At 69.6% G+C, this 20539-nt stretch carries 16 protein-coding genes, 2 pseudogenes and 1 riboswitch; of the genes and pseudogenes, 3 read left to right on the top strand and 15 right to left on the bottom strand.

What is annotated here, in order from left to right:
• Positions 1-7: 7 nt before the first annotated feature.
• Genes JGS39_RS09210 through JGS39_RS09190 form a run of 5 tightly spaced genes read right to left on the bottom strand, consistent with a single transcriptional unit; the run spans position 8 to position 7365 of the window.
• On the bottom strand, positions 8-835 hold the full coding sequence (locus JGS39_RS09210; protein WP_219568268.1) for an ECF transporter S component family protein: 828 nt from the start codon (positions 833-835) through the stop codon (positions 8-10).
• Entirely contained in the window at positions 832-2496 is a 1665-nt protein-coding gene (locus JGS39_RS09205; RefSeq protein WP_219568267.1) for an ABC transporter ATP-binding protein, read from the bottom strand. The genes JGS39_RS09210 and JGS39_RS09205 overlap by 4 nt, the downstream gene beginning before the upstream one ends.
• Complete coding sequence (locus tag JGS39_RS09200) at positions 2493-3650, bottom strand: energy-coupling factor transporter transmembrane component T (protein WP_219568279.1); 1158 nt, start codon at positions 3648-3650, stop codon at positions 2493-2495. The genes JGS39_RS09205 and JGS39_RS09200 overlap by 4 nt, the downstream gene beginning before the upstream one ends.
• A 32-nt stretch (positions 3651-3682) precedes the next feature.
• Positions 3683-4603 (bottom strand): hypothetical protein, encoded by a 921-nt coding sequence (locus JGS39_RS09195; RefSeq protein ID WP_219568266.1) that lies wholly within the window; start codon positions 4601-4603, stop codon positions 3683-3685.
• Positions 4600-7365, bottom strand: a complete 2766-nt coding sequence (locus JGS39_RS09190) for a prenyltransferase/squalene oxidase repeat-containing protein (RefSeq protein WP_219568265.1) — start codon at positions 7363-7365, stop codon at positions 4600-4602. Before JGS39_RS09190 ends, JGS39_RS09195 begins: the two co-directional genes overlap by 4 nt.
• 309 nt (positions 7366-7674) lie before the next feature.
• Positions 7675-7805: riboswitch (cobalamin riboswitch) on the top strand.
• Positions 7806-7910: 105 nt separating this feature from the next.
• Here JGS39_RS09190 and JGS39_RS09185 point away from each other — a divergent pair.
• Positions 7911-9323: a prenyltransferase/squalene oxidase repeat-containing protein gene (locus tag JGS39_RS09185; RefSeq protein ID WP_219568264.1), complete on the top strand. Its 1413-nt coding sequence runs from the start codon at positions 7911-7913 to the stop codon at positions 9321-9323.
• A gap of 180 nt (positions 9324-9503) precedes the next feature.
• Here the strand turns inward: JGS39_RS09185 and JGS39_RS40680 are convergent.
• From JGS39_RS40680 to JGS39_RS09145, 8 genes and pseudogenes are all read right to left on the bottom strand, one after another.
• A pseudogene (locus tag JGS39_RS40680) lies at positions 9504-9614 on the bottom strand (DUF4430 domain-containing protein); the annotation flags it as partial.
• Between the two features lie 127 nt (positions 9615-9741).
• Complete coding sequence (locus tag JGS39_RS09175) at positions 9742-10785, bottom strand: serine hydrolase domain-containing protein (RefSeq protein WP_219568263.1); 1044 nt, start codon at positions 10783-10785, stop codon at positions 9742-9744.
• Between the two features lie 99 nt (positions 10786-10884).
• Positions 10885-12006 carry a glycosyltransferase family 4 protein gene (locus JGS39_RS09170; protein ID WP_308120273.1) on the bottom strand — a complete coding sequence of 374 codons (1122 nt, stop codon included), beginning with the start codon at positions 12004-12006 and terminating at the stop codon, positions 10885-10887.
• Entirely contained in the window at positions 12003-12539 is a 537-nt protein-coding gene (locus JGS39_RS09165) for a dCTP deaminase (RefSeq protein ID WP_219568262.1), read from the bottom strand. Before JGS39_RS09165 ends, JGS39_RS09170 begins: the two co-directional genes overlap by 4 nt.
• Positions 12536-13075, bottom strand: a complete 540-nt coding sequence (gene dcd / locus JGS39_RS09160; protein ID WP_073736492.1) for a dCTP deaminase — start codon at positions 13073-13075, stop codon at positions 12536-12538. The genes JGS39_RS09165 and dcd overlap by 4 nt, the downstream gene beginning before the upstream one ends.
• Positions 13075-14307, bottom strand: a complete 1233-nt coding sequence (locus JGS39_RS09155) for a metallophosphoesterase (protein ID WP_219568261.1) — start codon at positions 14305-14307, stop codon at positions 13075-13077. The genes dcd and JGS39_RS09155 overlap by 1 nt, the downstream gene beginning before the upstream one ends.
• Positions 14304-15587 (bottom strand): annotated as a pseudogene (locus tag JGS39_RS09150) (carboxyvinyltransferase). Before JGS39_RS09150 ends, JGS39_RS09155 begins: the two are co-directional and overlap by 4 nt.
• A gap of 39 nt (positions 15588-15626) precedes the next feature.
• Positions 15627-16061, bottom strand: a complete 435-nt coding sequence (locus JGS39_RS09145; RefSeq protein ID WP_073736489.1) for an ATP-binding protein — start codon at positions 16059-16061, stop codon at positions 15627-15629.
• A 175-nt stretch (positions 16062-16236) separates the two neighbouring features.
• On the opposite strand from JGS39_RS09145, the gene JGS39_RS09140 reads away from it, so the two are divergent.
• Positions 16237-17508: a helix-turn-helix domain-containing protein gene (locus JGS39_RS09140; RefSeq protein WP_219568260.1), complete on the top strand. Its 1272-nt coding sequence runs from the start codon at positions 16237-16239 to the stop codon at positions 17506-17508.
• Positions 17505-18062, top strand: coding sequence for a flavoprotein (locus JGS39_RS09135; protein WP_219568259.1), 558 nt, complete (start codon positions 17505-17507; stop codon positions 18060-18062). Before JGS39_RS09140 ends, JGS39_RS09135 begins: the two co-directional genes overlap by 4 nt.
• Here the strand turns inward: JGS39_RS09135 and JGS39_RS09130 are convergent, their stop codons facing one another.
• The gene (locus tag JGS39_RS09130) at positions 18063-19763 is read right to left on the bottom strand and encodes a relaxase family protein (protein WP_219568258.1); all 1701 of its coding nucleotides are present in this window, start codon (positions 19761-19763) and stop codon (positions 18063-18065) included.
• A gap of 4 nt (positions 19764-19767) precedes the next feature.
• Entirely contained in the window at positions 19768-20169 is a 402-nt protein-coding gene (locus JGS39_RS09125) for a plasmid mobilization protein (protein WP_219568257.1), read from the bottom strand.
• Positions 20170-20539: the final 370 nt, after the last annotated feature.

Here is a 20539-nt window from a genome sequence, read left to right as displayed (position 1 = left end):
CGGAGGTTCACGGACGGGGGTCTGAATCCGCTGGTCCGGTGGGCGTGAAGCGCACGGGGGCGTGGAAGCGGGCGCGTCGGGCGGCCCGGCGGAACGTGGTGAGTACCGCCGGGCCGGCCAGCGTGATGCAGATGAAGTTGGTGACGGCCCGGCCGGTGTCCCAGCCGAGGGACGTGGCGAGGTCGAAGGCGAGGTAGCGGTGCCACTGCTCGGTGAACGGCAGGCCGGGAAGGTAGGCGATGGAGCTGTTGGGGTCGAGTGAGAACGGCCAGAAGGAGAGATTGAGCAGGAAACCGAAGAGGTAGCCGGAGAGCGATCCGTAGGTGGCGAGCATCAGGACCTCGCGGCGTCCGGTGGCACGGGGAAGGAATCCGGCGAGCATCCCTACGAAGGCGCAGCCGAACATCTGGTACGGCATCCATGGACCGACTCCGCCCGTGATCAGGGCGGAGGTGAAGAGGGAGGTGCAGCCGAGGGTGAACCCGAAGCCTGGACCGTAGACGCGTCCGGCCAGGACCAGGACGAAGAAGACTGTTTCGATGCCGGCGGTTCCCGCGCCGAGGGGGCGCAGGGCGGCGTTGACGGCGGACAGTACGCCGAGCATGGCCAGGGCTTTTGAGCTGATGCCGCCCTCGGCGATCTCGGAGAGCACCACGCAGAGCACGAGGACGAGCAGGACCCCGAAGATGAGCGGCGGAGCGTAGTTCGAGCCGAACTTTCCCGGCGCGACGACGAAGGGCCAGAAGAACGCCACCATGCCGAGGAAGGCGGCCAGGGCGATGACCAGCGAGACGCGGGTGTTGAGCCGGATGGCCGTTGCGGCGCTCGTGCTCATGCCCGGTCCTCGCCGTCGCGGGGTGTGGGGGCCGCCGATTCGAGTGCCGAGGTCACTTGGTCCACGGTGAGGAAGGGCAGCGGTGCCAGGATCTTCGCTGTCTGCGGTGCGAACACCGGCGAGGCGACGATGACTTCGGACGTGGGGCCGTCCGCGACGACGTCGCCCTCGGCCATGACCACGACTCGGTCGGCGGTCCGGGCCACGAACTCGACGTCGTGTGTGGAGATGACGACCGAGCAGCCTTCGCCGGCGAGTGCGGCAACGATCCGTGTCAGTTCCGCCTTGGCCCGGTAGTCGAGCCCTCGGGTCGGTTCGTCGAGCAGCACGATCCGGGGTGCGGCGGACAGTTGGATCGCCAGGACGAGCGCCAGCTTCTGTCCTTCGGACAGGTCCCGGGGGTGCGTGCTGTCGGGGATGCCGGGGGCCAGGCGGTCGAGGATACTTCGCGCCCCGGAGGACTCCGCCTCCTTGGCGGACTCGCTGTCGGCCTGGTCGAGTTCCTGCTTGACGCTTTCGAGGTAGAGGAGATCTGCGGGTGTCTGCGGGACGAGACCGACCAGGCGGCGCGCGTGGACCGCGGACAGCGAGTGCGGATCGTGCGTTGCGCCGGCTCCCGTGACACGGACCGTGCCGGCCCTTCGCGGACCGGAGCCCTGCAACGCCCACAGCAGCGACGACTTTCCCGAGCCGTTGCGCCCCATCAGTGCCGTGATCTCACCGCCGTGCAGGTCGAGGTCGACCTCGCGAACGGCCGGGACACCGTGGTAGCTGACGGTTACGCCCCGGGCGGTCAGCAGCGCGGGTCGGTCGGTGGCCGGGGTCGGGCGGATCGGGGCGGGTGTTGTGCCGGCCAGTGTGGACCGGAGTGGGGCGGCGGCGCGGCGGGCGTCGCGGACGGACAGCGGCAGGGGGTGCCAGCTTGCGGCGCGGGCCAGTTCCACGATCGGTGGGGCGATGGAGGACGTACGAAGGATGTCGGTGGGAGCGCCGTGAACGACCTGGCCGTTGCCGGGCAGGTGGACCACGCGGTCGGCGTACTGAACGACGCGTTCGAGGCGGTGTTCGGCCATGAGAACGGTGACGCCCAGGTCGTGGACGAGACGGGTGACGGCCGCGAGTACCTCTTCGGCCGCGGTCGGGTCCAGGGCCGAGGTGGGTTCGTCGAGGACGAGGACGCGGGGGTGCGCGGTGAGAACTGAGCCGATGGCCACCCGCTGCTGCTGGCCACCGGACAGTTCGTGCAGGGCCCGATGGCGAAGGTCGGCGAGGCCCAACAGGTCGAGGGTCTCCTCGACGCGCTTGCGCATGACCGTCGGCGGGATCGCCAGCTGCTCCATCGCGTAGGCGAGTTCCTCCTCGACGGTGTCGGTGACGAATCCGTCGAGCGGATCCTGTCCCACAACCCCGACCACATCGGCGAGTTCCCGGGGCGGGTGGGTTGCGGTGTCCCGGCCATCGATCGTGACGCGCCCGTAGAGAGTGCCGCCGGTGAAGTGCGGCACCAGTCCGTTGACTGCACCAAGGAGGGTGGACTTGCCGACGCCGGTGTGGCCGACGACGAGACAGAGTTCGCCCTCCTCGATGGTGAGGTCGACCTCGCGCAGCGCGGGCTTTGCTGCGCCGTCGTAGTGGACGGTGACCTGGTCGAACGTGATCACGTGGCTTCGGCTTTCTCGGCGCGCTGTCGGGGAGCGATGGGGTTCGGCGGGGTCGGCGGCGGCGCGAGGAACCCGGCACTCCCGGCGAGCAGGATCGCGAAGGTCGGCACCAGCGGCAGCGTCGGCCAGCTGAGTGGGTAGATGGAGGGGTTGAGCTCGGCCGCGTTGTAGCCCACGTTGCTGAAGAGCAGCACTGCGGAGAGCACCCCCGCACCGGCGACCGCCCATTCGGGCAGCAGCCATGGATCGGGCCGGTAAGTGGTCCGCGAGACCCTGCGCCCGCCCAGACGCAGACCGGCCACACAGAGCACGGCTCCGACCGCCATGGCCGGGAGGCCGAGGAAGGTGGGTGTGGTCGCGTCGAGGAGCCCGTACGCGCCGGCGCACAGCCCGCACATCCCCAGGAGCATGAGGGCGCCGGTGATCCGCCGCGAGCTGCGGGTGGCGGTGCCCGCACGTCCGTAGCCCCGGGAGTCCATACCGGCGGCCAGCCGCAGGGAACGTTCGAGGGCGTCCTCCAGGACGGGCACGACGATCCCCCGCAGAGCCTTGAGCCCCTTGTTGCGGCCTGCCCGAAGCCTGCGCGCGCGGGCCACCCGCTGGACGCTCTGCACGAGTTGCGGGGCGACGCTGATGGCCACGGTCACGGCGACGCCGAGTTCGTGCAGGGCGCCGGGCAGCACGCGCAGGGCCCGTTTGGGGTTGGCGAGGGTGTTGGCGGCGCCGATGCAGCACAGCATGCAGGCCAGGCGCAGCCCGTCGGTGGCCGCCGAGAGCAGTGCCTCCAACGAGACGGGACCGCCGAGCTGGATCCCGGCGTACCAGTCAGGGGTGGGAATGTGCGGGAGCGAGAAGAGGAAGTGATCGTGCGGGGTGATCCCGGTGGCGAACACCGCCCGGAACAGCACCCGGATCGCGACGACGGTGAGCGCGAGGTAGAGGTAGTACTTGAAGCCCCGGGCCCAGGGGGCCTCGGTGCGGCGCGCGGTGACGACGTAGCCGAGCACCGCGAGCACGAGGAACAGCAGCAGCGGGTTGTTGGTACGGCTGACGGCGGTGGCCAGTGCCAGCGCCCAGATCCACCAGGCGACCGGGTGCAGTACGCGGGGCAGCCGGCGGCCTCCGGTGTCCGGCGTGTGACCGGACATCGGCATGGCCGCCACGGGAGTGGTGCGCGACACCCCGGTCACTCCGTGCGGCGGCGGCGCTTGGCGTACAGGGCCGCTCCGCCGACGAGCACGATCAGTGAGCCGCCCACCAGCACGGGCACGAGAGAGCCGGCGTCGGTCTTCGCGTCGGCCGCCGGGGCGGCATCGACCACCTTGGTTCCAGCAGCCGGCCCGCTCTGCGTCGGTGTGAGTGCAGCGGTGGGGGAAGGGCTGGTCGACGCTGACGGCGACGCGCTGGGCGTGGGACTCTTTGATGGCTTCGGCGATGCGGAAGCCGATTTCGCCGGCTTCGGCTTCTTCGGCTCAGGCGCCTTCGGACCCGTGTCGGTGCCGGGCGGAAGGTCCGGGGCACGGTCGGTCGATGCGGGTGTGCCGACCTTGCCCGTCGCCTTGGTGTTGTGGGCGCGCAGTTGGTCCGGGGTGAGTTTGGGCCGACCCTTGGTGCCCTCGATGTTCGTACCGCCGAAGATCCAGAGGTCGACGCTGCCGGGCTTCGGCTTGTAGAGCATGGCGCCGAGCTGGCTGTACTCCCAGGAGTTCGCGCCCGGGTCCGCGTGCCAGTACGACCAGTAGGCGGAGGCAGGCGGCGTCAGCACGCAGTCGTCCTGCTGGGGCGTCGGGTACTGCTTGCCGCCCTGCTGCCCGCTGTATCCGATGCGGCAGATGAATGCGGGCCCGTCGTGACCGGTGCCGGTGGTGCGCCAGCCGCCCTGGTTGAGCAGTTCGTAACCGGTCGTGGGCGTCGTGCCGCACGAGCGGTAGACCGGGCCGCCCCAATGGCTGAAGTCGACCGCGAGCACGGCTCCGGAGGTGGTGGTGCAGCGGCCCATCGGCTGCGGATCCGCTGCTGCCGAGGGCACGTTCACCGTCAGTGCTGCGGCCGACGCGAGGAGGGCGGCAGCTGCCTGCACAACCCTTCGCCACACATGGGCCCTCATATCCGGTCCCCGGTGGCTGCCCGGCGACGGGTCACGACGACGACACGCCAGCCGGCCCCGACGAGCAGGACCGCGAAACCGAGGAGCGCACCGATCTGGATCCCGGTCGAAGCAAGCGCTCCCCCGCCGGAACCGCCGGCGTCGGTGTCGATCATGCCGCCCGTACCCTCTGTCGAGTCATCGGGAGTGACGATCAGCGGAGTGGAGGAGCTGGGGCTGGGCGTGGGCTGGGGGGTGGTGCCGGTCAGGCTCCGCTCCAGTGTGCCGAACGAAATGCCGGTGGCGCCGCCGACGGCCTGGGTGGAGGCGCGAAGGTCGGAGCCGCGCTGCCCTTCCTTGGCCACGTTGAATCCACCGTCGGTGTTCTGCTGGCCCGCGAGGAACTTACGCGCCTTGGCGATCTGGACCGCGTACTGCTTCGCATCCAGCGAGAGCCCCTGGACGGCGAGAGCCGCGGAGTTGACCGAGTTGCCCGCCGCGCCGGGGAAGCCACCGTCGGTGAGCTGCTTGCCCGCGATCCACGTCAGGGCCTTGTCCACCGCCTTGTCCGCCTTCTCACCGCCGACGAGGTCCAGGGCCATCGCCGCGATGGCCGTGGAGTCGACGTCGGAGTCGCCCGTGGCGGGGATCAGGCTGGGCCATGCACCGCTTTTGTGCTGCAGACCCTCGAGGTAGGCGATCGGTTCCCGTGCCGCTGCCTTCTCGTCGGCGCGCACCTGGGCCATGACCGCCAGCGACTGGGAGAAGACCGAAGGGGCGTAGGTGTAGGCGCCCTTGGCGGCGCAGCTGCGGTCCGGGGCCTTGCTCGGCCCCTTGCACACGGCCTCGTCGAGCGCGGTGATGAGGTTCTTGCCGCCGAAGGAGCGCGGGTCGCGGCCTACGGCTTCGGCGAGCAGTGCGGCCTTGCCGATGGAGCCGCCGAGTGCGTACTTCGTGCCGGCTCCGGTCCAGTCCTGGAGGGTGCGGCTGCTCGCGTCCTTGCCTCCCTTGTCGAGGAAGTCGACGATGCCGCGCAGCTTGTTGGTGTTCAGGCCGGTGGCGGCGAGGGCGTAGGCGCCGTCGATGGTGAGGCCGAAGTCCGCGCGGCCCGTTCCGTCGCCGTAGTACTGCCCCTGCTTGAGGTTGGCCGCGCTGGTGAGGTAGGCGACACCCTCTTTCAGGTCGGGTCCTTCGCCGGCCGGGTGGGTCGGGTCAGTCGTGGGAGGTTCGGTCGTGGGTGGCTTCGTCGTCGGCGGATCGGTCGGGTCCGGCGTCTTCGTCGTCAGGCGGGTCAGGTCGGTGTCCGCACCGGCCAGCACCGCCGGGCCGGTCGCGTAGAGAGCGGGGTCGGTGGCCGCTTCCTCGAACCCGAAGCCTCCGCTGTCCAGTTGCTCGCGCGACAGCCAGGACACGGCCGCATCGGCCTGCGTGGTGTCGTCGAGCATGCGCAGCGCCTGGGCCGCGTAAGCGGTCGCGTAGATGCTGCCGGTGGTGGATCCGGTGTAGCCGGGGAGCGCGCCGTCCGCTCGCTGCGCCTTCTTCAGGTACGTCCGGGCCTTGCCAACCGCCGTGTCCTGGCCACCTGCCTCGTGCAGGGCCAGGGCCACGAGACCGGTGGTGGCGGGGTCGCCGTCGCAGTACTCGCCGGGTCGGATCAGGATGCTGGTGACCCCGCCGTCGTCGCACTGGAGCTGGGTCAGCCGCTCGACCGTCCCGGCCGGGGGCACGGCGCCGGAGCGCAGCACGGCGAGCAGGGCGAGCGCCTGGCCGTCGCCGTAGCCGGCGTTGCGGAAGTCGCCCTTGGCCGTGCAACCGGGTTCGGGGGTGCCCGATTCAGGGCCCGCGGTGCAGACGTTGTCCAGGAGGTCGGCGATCAGGTCGTGGCCGCCGAAGTGGTGCGGGTCGCCCTCGGTGACCTCGGCGACGAGTGCGAGGCGGGCTGCCGCGGTGGCGTCGGGGGCCTGGTCCGTGCCGGCGGCGTAGGCGTAGTCGTCGGCGTGGGCAGCGAGGAACGTGGTGACCTTGCCGAGCGAGACGCTCTCCGGGTCCGCTGCGGCCAGCGCGTAGGCGGCCTCGGTGGTCAGCAGGTAGTTCGGGGCGTCGGCGCCGTCGTCGACGACGCGTTCGCCGTCCTTGAGCAGGCCGTCGACCCAGGCGGTCGCACCGGCCACGTCGATCTCACCGGGTGCGGCCGTCGGCGTGCCGTCGGGATCCGGTGTCTCACCGCCGCCACCGGCGCGAACGTCGTCCGGAGTGAAGGCCGGCTTTCCGGTGGTCCCGCCGATGTCGGTGCCGCCGAACACCCAGGCGTCCACGTCGCCGTCCTTCGGCTTGCGGTCCATGGCGCCGTACTGGCTGTACGTCCACTTGGTCTGCCCCGGCGAGGCGATCCAGTACGACCAGTACGCGGTCGCCGGCGGGGTCAGTACGCACGACTCCTGGTCGGTCGTCGGGTACTGCGTTCCGGAGCCCAGGCCGAGTCGGCAGATGAAGGCCGGACCGTCGTGCTGCGTGCCCTCGGTGGTGAAACCCGCCTCGTGGAGAAGCTCGTAACCGGTCGTCGGCGTCATGTCGCAGCCGCGCTCCACGCCACCACCGAAGGGCCCGAAGTCGACCGCCACGACTGCGCCTTCGGTCGCCGTGCAGTCGTCGAGGGGGTCAGCCGCAGCCGGGGTGACCGTGACGAGTGTCACGCACATGGCAAGCAAGAGAAATGCCACGGATATCAGGGCCAGGAAGGCTCTGGCCCCCACCTGCCGGTCTCTTCGCTGTGCGGTCCCCACCACGGTCCCCTCGTCATGTCTCCGCGGGGACATGAACAACGTGGCTAAGACGCCCTCACCCCAGAGTTGACCGTGGGTGGGGCTTGTCGACCACGCCGTAGTCCGCGACGGCGTTTCTCGCTGCAGATCAGGCCCCAGGTAATCCGGCTCGCCCGGCTGTTGCCGGGCCTACGGTTGCGGGTCAGCGCCGGACTTCGACCGGCTTCCCCTGGAACTCAGTGCTTATCAGGCGGATTGCAGCACGCTGATACACACGGCGTCAAGGGGACGTCGCTCAGCGCACATGCCGCCTCACGGGGCTGCTGGCAGGACCGGTTCGCCTGAGGTAGCGTCCTGGGCTGCCACATGGGGGAACCCGGTGAGACTCCGGGGCTGACGCGCAGCGGTAGTGGGACGGCTGGGGGCCGTCCCGAGCCCGAATGCCCACGCGGCGACGTATTCCAGGAAGCCGGTCCACGCGTTCGGGCGGCCCACCTGCTCGCTGCCGCCCTCTCCGAGGTGGGCCGCGGGCCCGGTCGGCGCGCCCCTCATCCCAGGAGCAGGCCATGACCCGTCCACGTATGTCACCTCGTCTTGCATTCACCGCAGCCGTGTCCCTCGGGGCGCTCTGCCTGAGCGCCCTGCCGGCTGCCGCCACGGCCACCCCGGCGCAGATCGCCACATCGAAGACGAACGGCGTCACCTACCTCAAGTCCCTTCAGGCGGCCGATGGTTCGTACGCCGGATCCGGACTGTCGAACGAATGGGCCTTCAGCGCACTCGCCTCGGCGGGCACCGCCGCGGTCGACGTCACCCCGGGCGGCGACACCACGAAAAACGCGAGATCGGTGTACCGCACCCTCCTCTCCACGGCGGGCTGGCCGTCGGCGACACCGGTGGTCACCGACTACGAGCGCGCCACACTGAACGCCTACGCGGCCGGCATCGACCCGGCCCGCGTCTCCGCCTCCCGCAACCTGGTCGCCGACATCTACGGCTACTGGCAGAACGCCGAGCCCGGCTACTTCGGCCCGTCCGCCAACTTCAACGGCACCGTCTTCGCCGCCCTGGCTCTCAGCGGCGCAAAGACCCAGGCGGGAGCCGTCCGCATACCGCAGTCGCTGCGCACCTCCCTCGTCACGCGCATCCGCGCCAACCAGCACAACGACGGCGGCTGGAACTTCAGCAAGGCCGAAGGCGACCCGACTGCGCTCGCCTCGACCAGCGACATCGACATGACCGGCGCAGCGATGGCCGCGCTCTGCGTCTCCGGCGTGGCGAACACCGACACCGACATCACCCAGGCCAAGGCGTTCCTCAAGGGCAAGCTCGTCACCGGCAGCGGCGCCTTCAACGCCATGTTCGGCGTCAACACCGACTCCAACGGCTGGGCCGTCTCCGGACTCAACGCCTGCGGCATCAACCCGCAGACCGGTGACTTCCTCACCTCGGCCGGCAAGACCCCGGTCGACTTCCTCATCGCCCAGCAGTTCAACCCGGGCGGAGGCTTCAAGTATCTGCCCAGCGACACCACTCCCTCCGCGTACGCGTCGATCGACGGTCTGCGCGCCGTCGCCGGCGGCGGGTTCACCGCCGCGCCGCCGACGCCCGTGACGAGCGGGGCCCCGACGTGGGTGGCGCAGGGGACGTTCACCTCCGGTACCGCCACCAAGCTGGCATTGACCGTCGACGACGGGGCCGGCGGCCTGAAGGTCTGCTCCGTCGCCTTCACGCCGACGGGCACGACCACCACGCTCGGCGCCATCCTGGACGCTGCCACGACCGGGGCGACGCCGTCCGGCTGCGTGAGCAGTGTGACGCCTTCGTCGGGAACGGGCACGATCACCGCCCTCAACGGCAAGGCGAACAGCGGCTCAAACACGTGGAAGGTCAGCACTGACGGTTCCTCCTTCGCCGCGGCCACCCGCGGAAAGGTGATCAACGCCGGTGACACGATCGCCCTGCGCTGGGGTGCCTGACCTTCCCAGATGATCGACGCCCTGCGGCGGCCCGAACACACAACGGCCCGGCCGCCGCAGGGCGGTCAACAGTCACGGACATGCGCATTGGGCGCGGAGCCGAGGTACTGGCACACGTCTGCACGGTTTGCGGGCCGGGGCGGCGGTCACAGTGGACAAGGCGAGACGGTTCTGGACGGTGGTCCAGGTGAAGGTGACTTTGTCCCCGGCGTTCAGCTTGAACTGGCATCCGCCGACAGGCGTCGGAGTGCCGTTGACGGAGATGTTCCAGTAGGCAACACCTCCGCCACCGCGGTGTCCGACGTCGCGAAGCGATAGCAGACCGAAACCAGTCCTTGGTAGCGAAGTCGCACGGGTACCTCGGCCGCTCGGCGGCGTTCGCGGCCCTCGGTCCAGGACAGCGTTTGCGCCCGCCATCTCACTCGAAGGCAAGCCCCCGGAAGGCGTTGCGGATGTCCGTCAGGGGCTGTCGATCGCGGGTGTAGTAGAGCTTGTTGGTCAGGAGCACTGCCCAACGTTGCTGACTGGGTGAGATCCACATGCCGGTGCCTGTGAACCCGTAGTGGACCCAGACGTGACCGGCCGCCGCAGTACCGGGCGCGGGGTGCCAGAACAGGCCGCGTACCGGCTGCAGCTCACCGGTCTGGAAGGTCAGCGATTCCGCGGTCCAGGCGGCACCGAACCCCGCCCGGCTGGGTGCGTTGGTGGGGTTGAGCATGTAGCGCAGGAATGCGCCGAGATCGTCCATGACGGTGAAGGCGCCGGCGATTCCGCACACTCCACCCAGGAGCCGTGCGGAGAAGTCGTGGGCAATGCCCTTGAGGTGGGTATCGGTCTCCGGGTCGAGTTCGGTCGGGGCGCATCGTGAGGCGGTCTCGGTGGGCAGCGGCCCGAAGCAGGTCGTATTCATGCCCAGTGGCTGCCAGGTCCGCTGAGTCGCGACCTCGTCGAGGCGTTGGCCGGCCAGATGCTCGGCAAGGTAGCCGAGGATGAGGGCGGCTCGATCGGTGTACTCGACGGCCTCGCCGGGGGGACGGTGCAGGGCTTCGTGGAGGACTCCGTCACGAACGTCTTGTGGGTCCGTGCCGTAGAGGTTCTTGAGTTGTGCTCGTAGCGGGACACCGGCGGAATGCGTCAGCAGCTGTCGGGCGGTTACGCCCCCGAGCGGGTGGCCGTCGACTTCGGACCAGAAGGTGCCGAGTGGGATGTCGAGATCGAGTTTGCCTTCCTCCCAGAGGGCTCCGATCGAGGCCCACACCGCGAGGATCTTCGTCAGGCTGGCGGCATCGAAAATGGTGTCGGGCCGCATCGGCGTACCGGGGTCGTCGGGGTCGAGCACTCCGGCGGAGCCGGAGGCGTGGATGCCGGCAGCGTCACCGACGGCCCATACGGCGCCTGGGTAGACCTTGTCGCGGACGCCTTCACTCAGGAGCTGTTCGATGCTGTCGGTGCGGTACGTCATGGTCTCCCTGTTCGCCGTGTGCATCCCGCCGGGTCAGCGTAGTGACGTGGGCGGGTCCGGTGGGCGATCGGCGTGGCGGGATCGTCTGCTGTGCGACGTTCATGTGAGCTGACGGCCCAGGTCCGTCAGGGCTTGAGCGGTCGTCGATAGTGGGTAGCGGGCGGCGTTCGCGTAGCCGGCCCGTCGGAGAGCGGGCAGCAGTCCCGGTGCGGTCCGCAGCCGGTTCAGGTCGCGGGCGAGCGCGGAGGACTGCGTGAAGTCGGTGGCAACTCCGGACCCTGCGAGGACCTCGGTGAGCCCGGGCACGGGCTGGTACAGAACAGGCAGGCCGCAGGCTTGGGCCTCCAGCGCGACCAGGCCCATGGCCTCCAGGGTGGTGGACGGCAGGACCAGCACGTCGTGCTCGGTGAAGGCTTTCCAGAGCTGTGGACGGCGGAGCCAGCCGAGATAGCGGGCCCGCACGCCGGCCCGCTGGAGCAGCGGGGTCAGGGCGCGGAACTGGGCTCTGGGGGCGGCGACGCTCAGCTCGACGCCCGGAATGGGCGCCAGGCCGGTGATGAGGCGCTCGACCCCCTTCTCGGATGCCAGCCGTCCTGCGTACAAGACTCGCAGATGGCTGGTTGACGTCCGAGCGGGCCGGGCCGGTGGATCAGTGAGCAGATGGTCGGGGATGCCCCACGGGATGTGGACGACCTTGCGGCGGTCTGTTTGTGGGGCGAGTTTGAGCAGGTGATCGGCCATGGCACCGGTGGAGACCACGATGGCGTCGGCGGCCCTCGCTGTCTCGCGCAGCACCTGGAGCTGGTCGCGGTGGGCCTCGGCAAACAGCAGGTCGGTGCCGTGAACCATCGCGATCCTCGGGTGTGCCGGAAGTGCCCGGAGTAGCGCGGGGGTGGCGCCGAACGCGAGATGGTGCAAGTGCAGAACGCCGATCTGCGCTGGATCGATCGCTGTCACCAGGGCCCGGCGCAGGGCTGCGACGTAGCGACTGAAGCCGGCACCTTCCAGACACTTCCCGGACACGGCAAGCAGGTCGAGGCCCGATGGGAGGCGGGGCCTGGGGCCCGGGGGTGCCAGCATGAAGGCCCGTGCGGGAATGAGGGGCTCGGCGCCGGTATAGAGGTCGAGGAAGAGTTCGACGCTCCCGCCGGGGCTACCGGCCGGAAGGTCGAGGAAGGTAGCTGCCAGAGGGCCCGCGGTTGGGCGAACGACGGACTTCACAAAGCTCCTTGGGGGATCTCTTCGTACAGGCGGGAGATGTCGATGCCGTTCGTCGTCGCGTACTTGGCGCGTTGTTGCTGGTAACTGGCCGGGCTGCCGACGGTGGCGAGGAAGACGAGCTTGCCGAAGGTCATCCCCGGATAGACGCGGGCGGGCCTGGCGACACGGATCTCCAAGGTCCAGCGGATCGCGTGGCCTTGGTGGCCGAGCGGGGCGGAGACGTGGACCCAGATGCCCAGCGCGCCGATGGTGCGGTTCCCGTTGAGGAGTTGTGCGTACGTTTCCGAGCCGGTCTTCTCCAGAGTGATGCCGAGGTAGAGCACTCCGGGTTTCAGGACCAAACCGGAGGTGGGGATGGGATGTTCGGTGAAGGCGGTGCGGGAGGCGGCGTCGAGGTCGCCGTCACAGATGCGGATCGTGTCGCCCAGCCGCCAGTCGTACGCATTGGGTGAGATCCGCTCGGGCTCATAGGGCGAGATGGTGATCTCTCCCGTGCTGACGGCAGCGGCGATGGCTGAGCCTGTGAGGATCACGAGGCGACCGCCTGGATGGGCGCGGTGTCCTGCCAGTAGCGGGAGGACTGGGGGCCGGCGGCGCCCTGGTACTTCCCGCGATACAGGTCGACGTCACCGGTGGAGACGAAGAACATGATCTGGCCGACCTTCATGCCCGCGTACACCCGTAGCGGGCGGATGGGCGAGAGCATCAAGGTCCACTGGCCGTGGAAGCCGATGTCGCCGATCGGTGCGGTGATCTCGACGAACAGGCCGAGGCGTCCGACCGAGGAGCGGCCGAAGAGCAGGGGGACGAAGATGTCCGAGCCGACCTCCTCGACGGTGTGGCCGAGGTACAGCTCGCCGGGCTGCAGGACGTATCCGTCGTCGCCGATCAGGATCGAGCGCGTGGGATTGGTCTGGTGGGCGTCGATCACCTTGGCGGCATACGTCAGCAAGGTCGGACCGAGGCGGACGTTGTAGCTGTTGGGGTTCGTCTGGTCCGGGGTGAAGGGGGTGATCCGTAAGCGCCCGTTGGCCACGGCAGCCTTGATCTCAGGTCCGGTGAGGATCATTACTGGCCTCCTTCTTGGGAGTCGGCGGAGCTGAGGAGCGAGGTGGTCAGGACATGGCTTACGGCTTGGCGAAGGCGTATGCCTGCTTGATGAGTTCGCCCGTCGAGGTAGCTGTCGGCGAGGTAGTCGGTGGTCAGCACGGTTCGGATCGTCGGGGGAAGAGGCGCAGGGGCGACGATTAAGGGCCCGACGAGTTCGGTGAGGTGGTTGAGCAGCTTGCCGTGGTCCTGGACGTGCTGCTCGGGGAGGAAGGCATGCACGAGCTGGTTGCCGAAGGGCTCGATGGCCAGCAGGTCGCCGAGGGTCAGCGTGGCGCCGAGTGGCACGGGACGCAGGGCGGTCTCGTTGAGGATGACCGCGTCAGCGCCGAGGCCGGAGTGCAGTCGGCAGGCGATCTCTTCGAGCAGTCCGCGGCGATCCAAGGGCGCATCGCGGAGGCGCTCGTCCACACCGCCGAGGGGGCTTCTCAGCCGCAGTCCGATGGCTGAGATCTTCTCCATCAGCGAGGTGAGTTCGTGAGGAACGGAATGAGCGTCGGGGAAGCACCCGATGCGGGCTCCCCACCCACTGCCGACAGGCTCGGCGGCGGCGTATCCGGCACCGAGCTCGCGGCCCTTGACCACGAGGGTGTCCCCGACGTGCACGGGGCCGAAGCTGTCGCTGTGGCAGTGCCCGGCGAAGATGACATCGGCGCGCGGGCAGGCTGCGGCCAGCTTCAGGTCCTCATCGAAGCCGGAGTGGGAGAGCACCATCCACGAGTCAGCCCTGTGGTGGTTCTCCTGCATCACTTCGTGCAGCGCCTGTGCCGGGTTGCTGATGCGGTGGCCGGCGCGCTGGTCGGCAGGGATGGCGTTGAACGCCTGCGGCCCCATGACTGCGGTGACAGCGACTCGTCGTCCTCCGATGTGCTGGATGCGTACGCGGTTGAAGAGGGGCGTGCCGTAGTCGTCGGTCGTGTTCGCGCACACCGTCATCCGGCGCAGCTGCGGCTCGAAGTAGTGCGGCCACCCGTGGTTTCCGGGCGCGAGCAGGTCGTACAGGGTGGTGAGGGCTTGGCGCTCGATGCGTCCCTCGCCGAGGTGGTAGTAGCCGCTCCCCTCGAAGAAGTCTCCGCAGTCCACGATCAGGCTGTCGGGCCTCGCAGCGTGGAGGTGGGCGAGCATCGGAGCCGCCGAGTCGAAGGCGGAGTGGACGTCAGTCGTCGCGATGATCTGCCGCAGTTGCCGGTTCACGGGATCACCTCGCAGATGTCGGCTCCGAGGGCGTGCAGCTTGACGGGCAGGTCGGCGTGGCCGCGCCGGAGCTGTTCGAGGCCGCCGAGGGTGGTCACGCCGCGAGCGGTGAGGCCGGCGATGAGCAGGGCGGAACCCGTGCGGATGTCGGAGGCCTCCACCCCGGCACCGGTCAGCTGCTGCGGCCCGGCGAAGCGGCACTGTGTGGGCGACAGCTCGTCGATCGTGGCTCCGAGGCGGCCGAGCTGGGGCAGCAGGTTGCGGTGGCGACCGGGATTGATGTCGTCGGCGAACAGGTGCGTGCCGGGCAAGATGAGGGCCAGGGCCAGCAGCGCGGGCTCGAAGTCCGCGTCCAGACCGCCCGGGGACAGAGAGGCAATGGCTCGCAGTGGTCGGCCAGTGGGCTGAGCGTCCTGGGCCTGCACCGTGAGGGTGCCGTCCTCGGCGTCGGCGGGAATGCCGAGCCAGCGCAGCGCGGTGATCAGGGGGGTGATGTCGTCGCGGCGTACACCGAGGATGTGCGCGTTGCCGCCTGTTACCGCGACTGCACAGGCCAGGGTGCCTGCTTCGATCTTGTCGCCAGGCACCCTCCACGCAATCTCCTCGCCGGAAACGGATCGAGGAGGCTGAAGGGTGAGGACAGCCTCGCTGACCCGGCACTCCCACCCGGAGATCCTCAACGCCACTACGACACTGAGCACTTCGGGCGACAGATTCGGTTGGCCCAGTCGCAGCGGCCGTCCGGCGACGACCGCACGCAGGACAGCGGCAATGCTCGCTCCGCGGGACCGGAAGGGGAGCATGATCGACACCGTCCCGCGTCCGCCAGTGGCTGCTTCCACGAGGTAGCCGCGGTCATCGACGGTCGAGCGGTCTCCGAACCGTTCGTACACCTTGAAGTGCTGCTCCATCCCGCGTTCCCCGATGGCTCAGCCGCCCGGCCACGGCAACCGGGCCCGCCCATAGGCGCCGAGAAGTGCCGGGACCAGGTAGTACGAGGCCCTGATGCGCGCAGCGATCTCGGGATCGGGATCCGGGCGTTGTTTGTCGCTCGGCAGGATCACCGTGGTGTGTGGATCGCTGACCGGGCGGGCCGCGTGCCAGCCGGTCTGCTGGAGGAGGGTGAGCATCGTTCCGACATCCGTGTTGGCCGGGACGTTGCTCAGGTGCACCGGGCGGTGCATGGCTGCGGCGGCGGCCAGCAGGGGCAGGGCCGCGTTCTTCGACCCGTCTACGGTCACGGCCCCGGCGAGCGGAACGCTCGGGCGCACGGCGACCACTTCTGCGGCGACTGGGGGAATGCGTACGGCTGGCAACAGTCAGCTCCTCATCTGGGGCACGTGTGTGGCGACGGTGGGAAGCGGAGCGCTGAGATCGAGCTCGGCCCAGCAGCGCTTGCCGGAAGGCAGCGGGTCGAATCCGTGGCGGTCGGCGAGTGCGGCGACGAGGAACAGGCCGCGTCCGTCTTCCTCCTCCGCGTCCGGCAGGCCGACTTCCGGGATGTCGAAGCTGGTATCGATCACCGCAATCCGCAGCGTCTCGTCGCTGAGGTAGGCACCGGCTGTGATCGGTCCTTTGTGTGCGTGCCGTACCGCGTTGGTGATCAGCTCCGAGGCCACCAGCACAGCCGCGTCCAGGAGTGCAGGTCCGAGAGCGGCGCCCCATTCCCGTATCTCCTCGGCGATCTGCCGGCGCGCCGACGCGGCGCCGGCAGGGGTGCCGGGGACGGGAATCCGGATGTGGTGCGCTTCCATGAGCGGCCTCCTGATCGGTTCGGCCACTCCACGTAACCGCCGGACGGGCCTCTCGAACCAGGGCGTGTGCGGGTGCTGCATCGTCTATGCAGGAGCTGCATCACAGTGCACTGCCAGTCCCTTACGCTCGGTTGGGAAGGCAGGATCGGCGACGGCGGGAGGAGCCGTGGCACAGATGGCCGAAGAGCACAGCGAAGCGAGACGGATCGGTGAAGTGATCCGCCAGGCTCGCGTATTACAGCGGCGCTCGCAGCGGGAAGTCGCCTCCGCCCTGGGCTATCACCAGTCCAAGGTGAGCCGCCTGGAAGGCGGCAGGGGCACGGACGACATCCGCATGCTGCGCGAGGTCTCGCGCGTGCTGGCGATTCCGCCACACCGCCTCGGCATCGCCGCCACCTCGAACATCAACCACTCCGAACCCGAGACAGAGGACATGCACCGCCGTACCGTTCTCGCCGCCGGCATCGCCGCGCTCGCGGCACCGACCCTCCCCAGCACCGCCCATCAGGACCTGGTCCAGTCCCTGCTGCCTGGAACACCCCGTGTGACTGCCGAACCGGTGCCGGATCTCCAGAGCATGCGACACCAAGTCGCTGGTGTACGACGCCTCTTCTGCACCTGCGACTACACAAAGCTGGAAGGCACACTGCCCGTCCTGATCGGGCAGTTACGGCAGGCCATCAGCGACAGTCCCGGATCGAGCGACCTGTCCGGGCTCCTCGCCACGGTGTACCAGACCTCGGCAAGCCTGCTGCTCAAGCAGAGCGACCAGGGCAATGCCTGGCTCGCGGTCGGACGCGCCATGTCCGAGGCCGAACGCTCCGGCGATCCCGTCGTCCTCGCCTCCAGCGTCCGCGTTCACGCCCACGCCCTGGCCCGTGACAGCCACACCGCTCAGGCCGTCGCCCTCGTCCGGCACACCGCCGACCAGCTCACGGGCTCGTACGACCAGCGCTCCCCGAAGTACCTCGCGGCACTCGGACTCCTGCTTCTGCGCGGAGTCACCGCCGCCAGCAGCGGCGGCGACCGCTCCGCCACCCGGGACTTCCTCACCGAGGCGAAGGAAGTCGCCCGCTACGTGGCACTCGACAGCCCCGACGCCTGGGCCAACTTCAGCCCGACGAACGTCGCCCTGCACGGACTCAGCGCGGCCGTCGTCTTCGGCGACGCGGGGGTCGCTCTGGACACCGCCCGGCCTCTCATGCGCCGCCATATCCCCGTCCCCGAGCGTCGTGCCGCCCTGTGGATCGAGGCCGGACGCGCCTACAGCCAGCAGGGCCGCCTGGCGGACGGGTACCAGGCCCTTCGCATCGCAGAAAGCTGCGCGGCCCAGGACATCCGTCGCCCGGCCGTCCGTGAGCTGGTTGCCGACATGGCCGCCCGCGACCGCCGCCGTACGCTGCCGGAACTGCACCGTTTCAACCGTCAACTGGGAGTCCCCGCGTGAGTGATCAGCCGGACCGGCAGACCAAGAAGCCCTTCCTGTACGTCGTCGTGTGCGCCTCCGGCATCGCCGGCGACGTCGGCATCCTGATCACTGCGGCCCAGGAGGCGAACTGGGATGTGGGTGTCGTCGCCACCCCGCAGGGCCTCGGTTTCATAGACGCCGAGGCGGTCGAGGCACAGACCGGCTACCCGATCCGCTCGGCCTGGCGCTCGCCCGGCGACCCACGGCCGCTGCCGCCCGCCGACGCCATCGCGGTGGCCCCGGCCACCTTCAACACGATCAACAAATGGGCTGCCGGGATCTCGGACACCCTGGCGCTGGGCATCCTGTGCGAGGCGTACGGCTTCGGCATCCCTACTGCCGTCATGCCTTACCTGAACTCGGCGCAGGCCGCCCATCCCGCATACAGCCAGAGCCTGGAGCGGCTGCGCGAGATGGGCGTCCTGATCGGTTCGTACGAGCCCCATAAGCCGAAGGCCGGCGGTGGCGCGGACCAGTACCGCTGGGAAGAGGCGCTGGAGCTGCTTACTCCCAAACTGTCCGCACCGGCCTGATCACCGCCGCCGTGCTGGCGGTGCCTGCGGCGGCGGAGGCGCTGCTGCCGAGTGGATCGGGGCGGCAGCGCGGTGCGTGGCGCTGCGCGCCCTGGCCGCCTGTGCGCGGGGACCAGGGGCGTGACGGTCACCCAGGCGGCGGATGCGCCAGGTCAGCGCGCGGGCGGGGCTGTGGGCATCGTCCAGGGTGCGCTGCCCGAGGGCCTGAACGAGCACGGTCGTCGCGTTGTGCCCGGCAGCCTCTGCTTCGGCGAGCACGGCGGCGAGTGCGTCCCAGGCGGGGTCGTCGAGGATGCGCTCGGCGTGCTCCGGCACGGCCTGCTGGAGGTGGTGGGCGTAGCGGTGCTTCATCTGGGGACTGGGGGCGCGCTGTGCGAGGCCAGTCAGGACCGGCTCGGCGACCTGGGCGTACGCGACCTGAAGGTGTACGAGGGCCTGTTCTGCTGCCGCTTCCTGCTGGGCGTGCTGGTGGGTGCGGTGCCAGTGCATGGCGAGCGCTACTGCTGTGAGCACGGTGTCCAGCAGCATGGCGATTCCGGACCCGTCGCCGTCCGAGGGCCGGTCTCGCCAGATTGTTTGGATTCCGCGCCGCAGAGCGTGGGTGCTGGCGAGGTCGGCCGCGATGCGGGAGCGGGTGGCGCGCTCGAAGGCGACAGCGGCTCGTTCCAGTTCGGCCTTCACCGCGGTCGGTGCGTTGATCGGCAACAGATCCAGCGTCGCGCCGAGTAGCACCAGTTGGCCTTGGGCGGTCTGGTCGTCGCCGTGGGTGAGGTGGTGGGGGATTCGTTCTGCGGCGGCGGTGGCTTGGTGCCATGGGTTGCCCGGCCGGACGGTGACCGGTTCGGGGCTGGTGGTGGCGAGGCTCTTGCGGATCTTGGGCAGAGACAGGTCGGGGGCGAGCGTGGAGCCCGCATAGAAGACTGGCTCGCCCTTGTCGTTTGTGTCGTAGGGCAGGGCGAAGTTGCAGCCGAGCGCATCACCGGAGGGGCCGCGCTTGAAGCGCACAGCCACGCCTGTGGTCTCCAGCAGCGCGAAGAACTCGGCCTCGTCGGACGCGGCGGCAACCGCGCGGCGTACCCGCAGACGCAGGACGTCACGGGCGGCGGCGCCCTGGCCCAGGCGTTTGGCCTTGAAGTGCTCCTTGCTGGTGAGCCGTTTGGCGCCGGTGCCGTCGCCCGGCTTCAACCGCCGGAGCCCGTAGTCGGCCTCGATTGAGCGGGCCTCACGCTGGACTGCGCGCTGGTCGTAGCCACGCTCGGGCCTTCGGCCGTCGTGGCGTACGAGGGTGGCGGCGATGTGGATGTGGTCGTCGGCGTGACGGACGGCCACCCAGCGGCAGGCTTCCTCATCCCCGCCGGGGGCTATGCCGGCGGAGGCCACTATTCGGCGGGCGATGTCCGCCCACTGCTCGTCGCTGAGGATCGGGTCTTCGGGCGCGGCCCGGACGGGGCAGTGCCACACGGTGTCCCTGGGTGCCTTGTCGCCCAGCATCTTCACGGGCTGGTCGAGTTGTGCGACGAGCTGGGCCTCCACATCCTTCGGGTCGCGGTGGGGGCTGCGGCCGGGGTCTGGGGCGAAGCCGTTCCAGGAGGCCACCAGGTGTGGGTCGGTGTGCTCGTTGGCCCGCCCCTTGCCGAAGAGGTAGGCGATGGTGCGTTGCGTGGCTTTCGGGCCCACGCCGAGAATGATCTTGGGTATCACCGGCTCACCGGGCCTCAGTGACCTGGGCGATGGCGGTGTCCAGGTCGTCGATGGACGCCTCGACGCGGGCCAGGAGCCTTTGGACGGTGGCGGGGTGGGGCCAGGCGCCGTCCTTGTTGAGGTGATGGGTGAGCTGATTGAGGTTGCTGCCGATCTTGCCGAGCTGTCCGTTGGCGGCCATGAGCGTCTTCACCATGGCGCGATAGTCGGCGACAGCTGCGGTGGGGTCGCTGGCACGGGCAGCGGCAAGGGAGCACTCGGCCACGTAGCCGCCGGTCGCCATGCCGCTCAGAGCGGCGGCGTTCTTGACGAGGGCGAACTCGTGGTCGTTGTAGCGGGGGTGGACGCGGCGCTCGCGCAACTGCTTGTCACGCAGGCGGCGACGCGGCGCTGGCTGCTGCGGCACGCTCGACGATGGCTTGGTGTCTCCTGACCCGGCCAGCTCCCCCGGGCCGGCCGACTCCGGTGCTGCCTCGGCGCCGGATGCCTCCGCCTCCCCTGGGGCGGAGGTCGGGTAAGGACTCCTTACCCGACAACTTGCTCCGTCTGAAGCAGCCCGTCCGAGTGCCTGCCGTACACGTTCCGTCAGCGCAGGCGGCTTCGTCAGCGGTATCTGTTCCTTGGGGTGGTGTGGATCGTGCGTCATGAACGGTTCTCCAGACGAGGGGGTGGGGCGGGCTCTCGGGAGGGCCCGTGAGCTGCGAGCGGTCACACGGACCCGTCCATGGGCGTGATGAGCCAGTAGTGACCGGCCTGGCCGGGTGACCGGAACGGGT

Origin of the sequence: Streptomyces poriferorum (genome assembly GCF_019399235.1) — a bacterium.
Lineage (GTDB): Bacteria > Actinomycetota > Actinomycetes > Streptomycetales > Streptomycetaceae > Streptomyces > Streptomyces poriferorum.
This window is presented reverse-complemented; position numbering and strand designations above follow the sequence as displayed.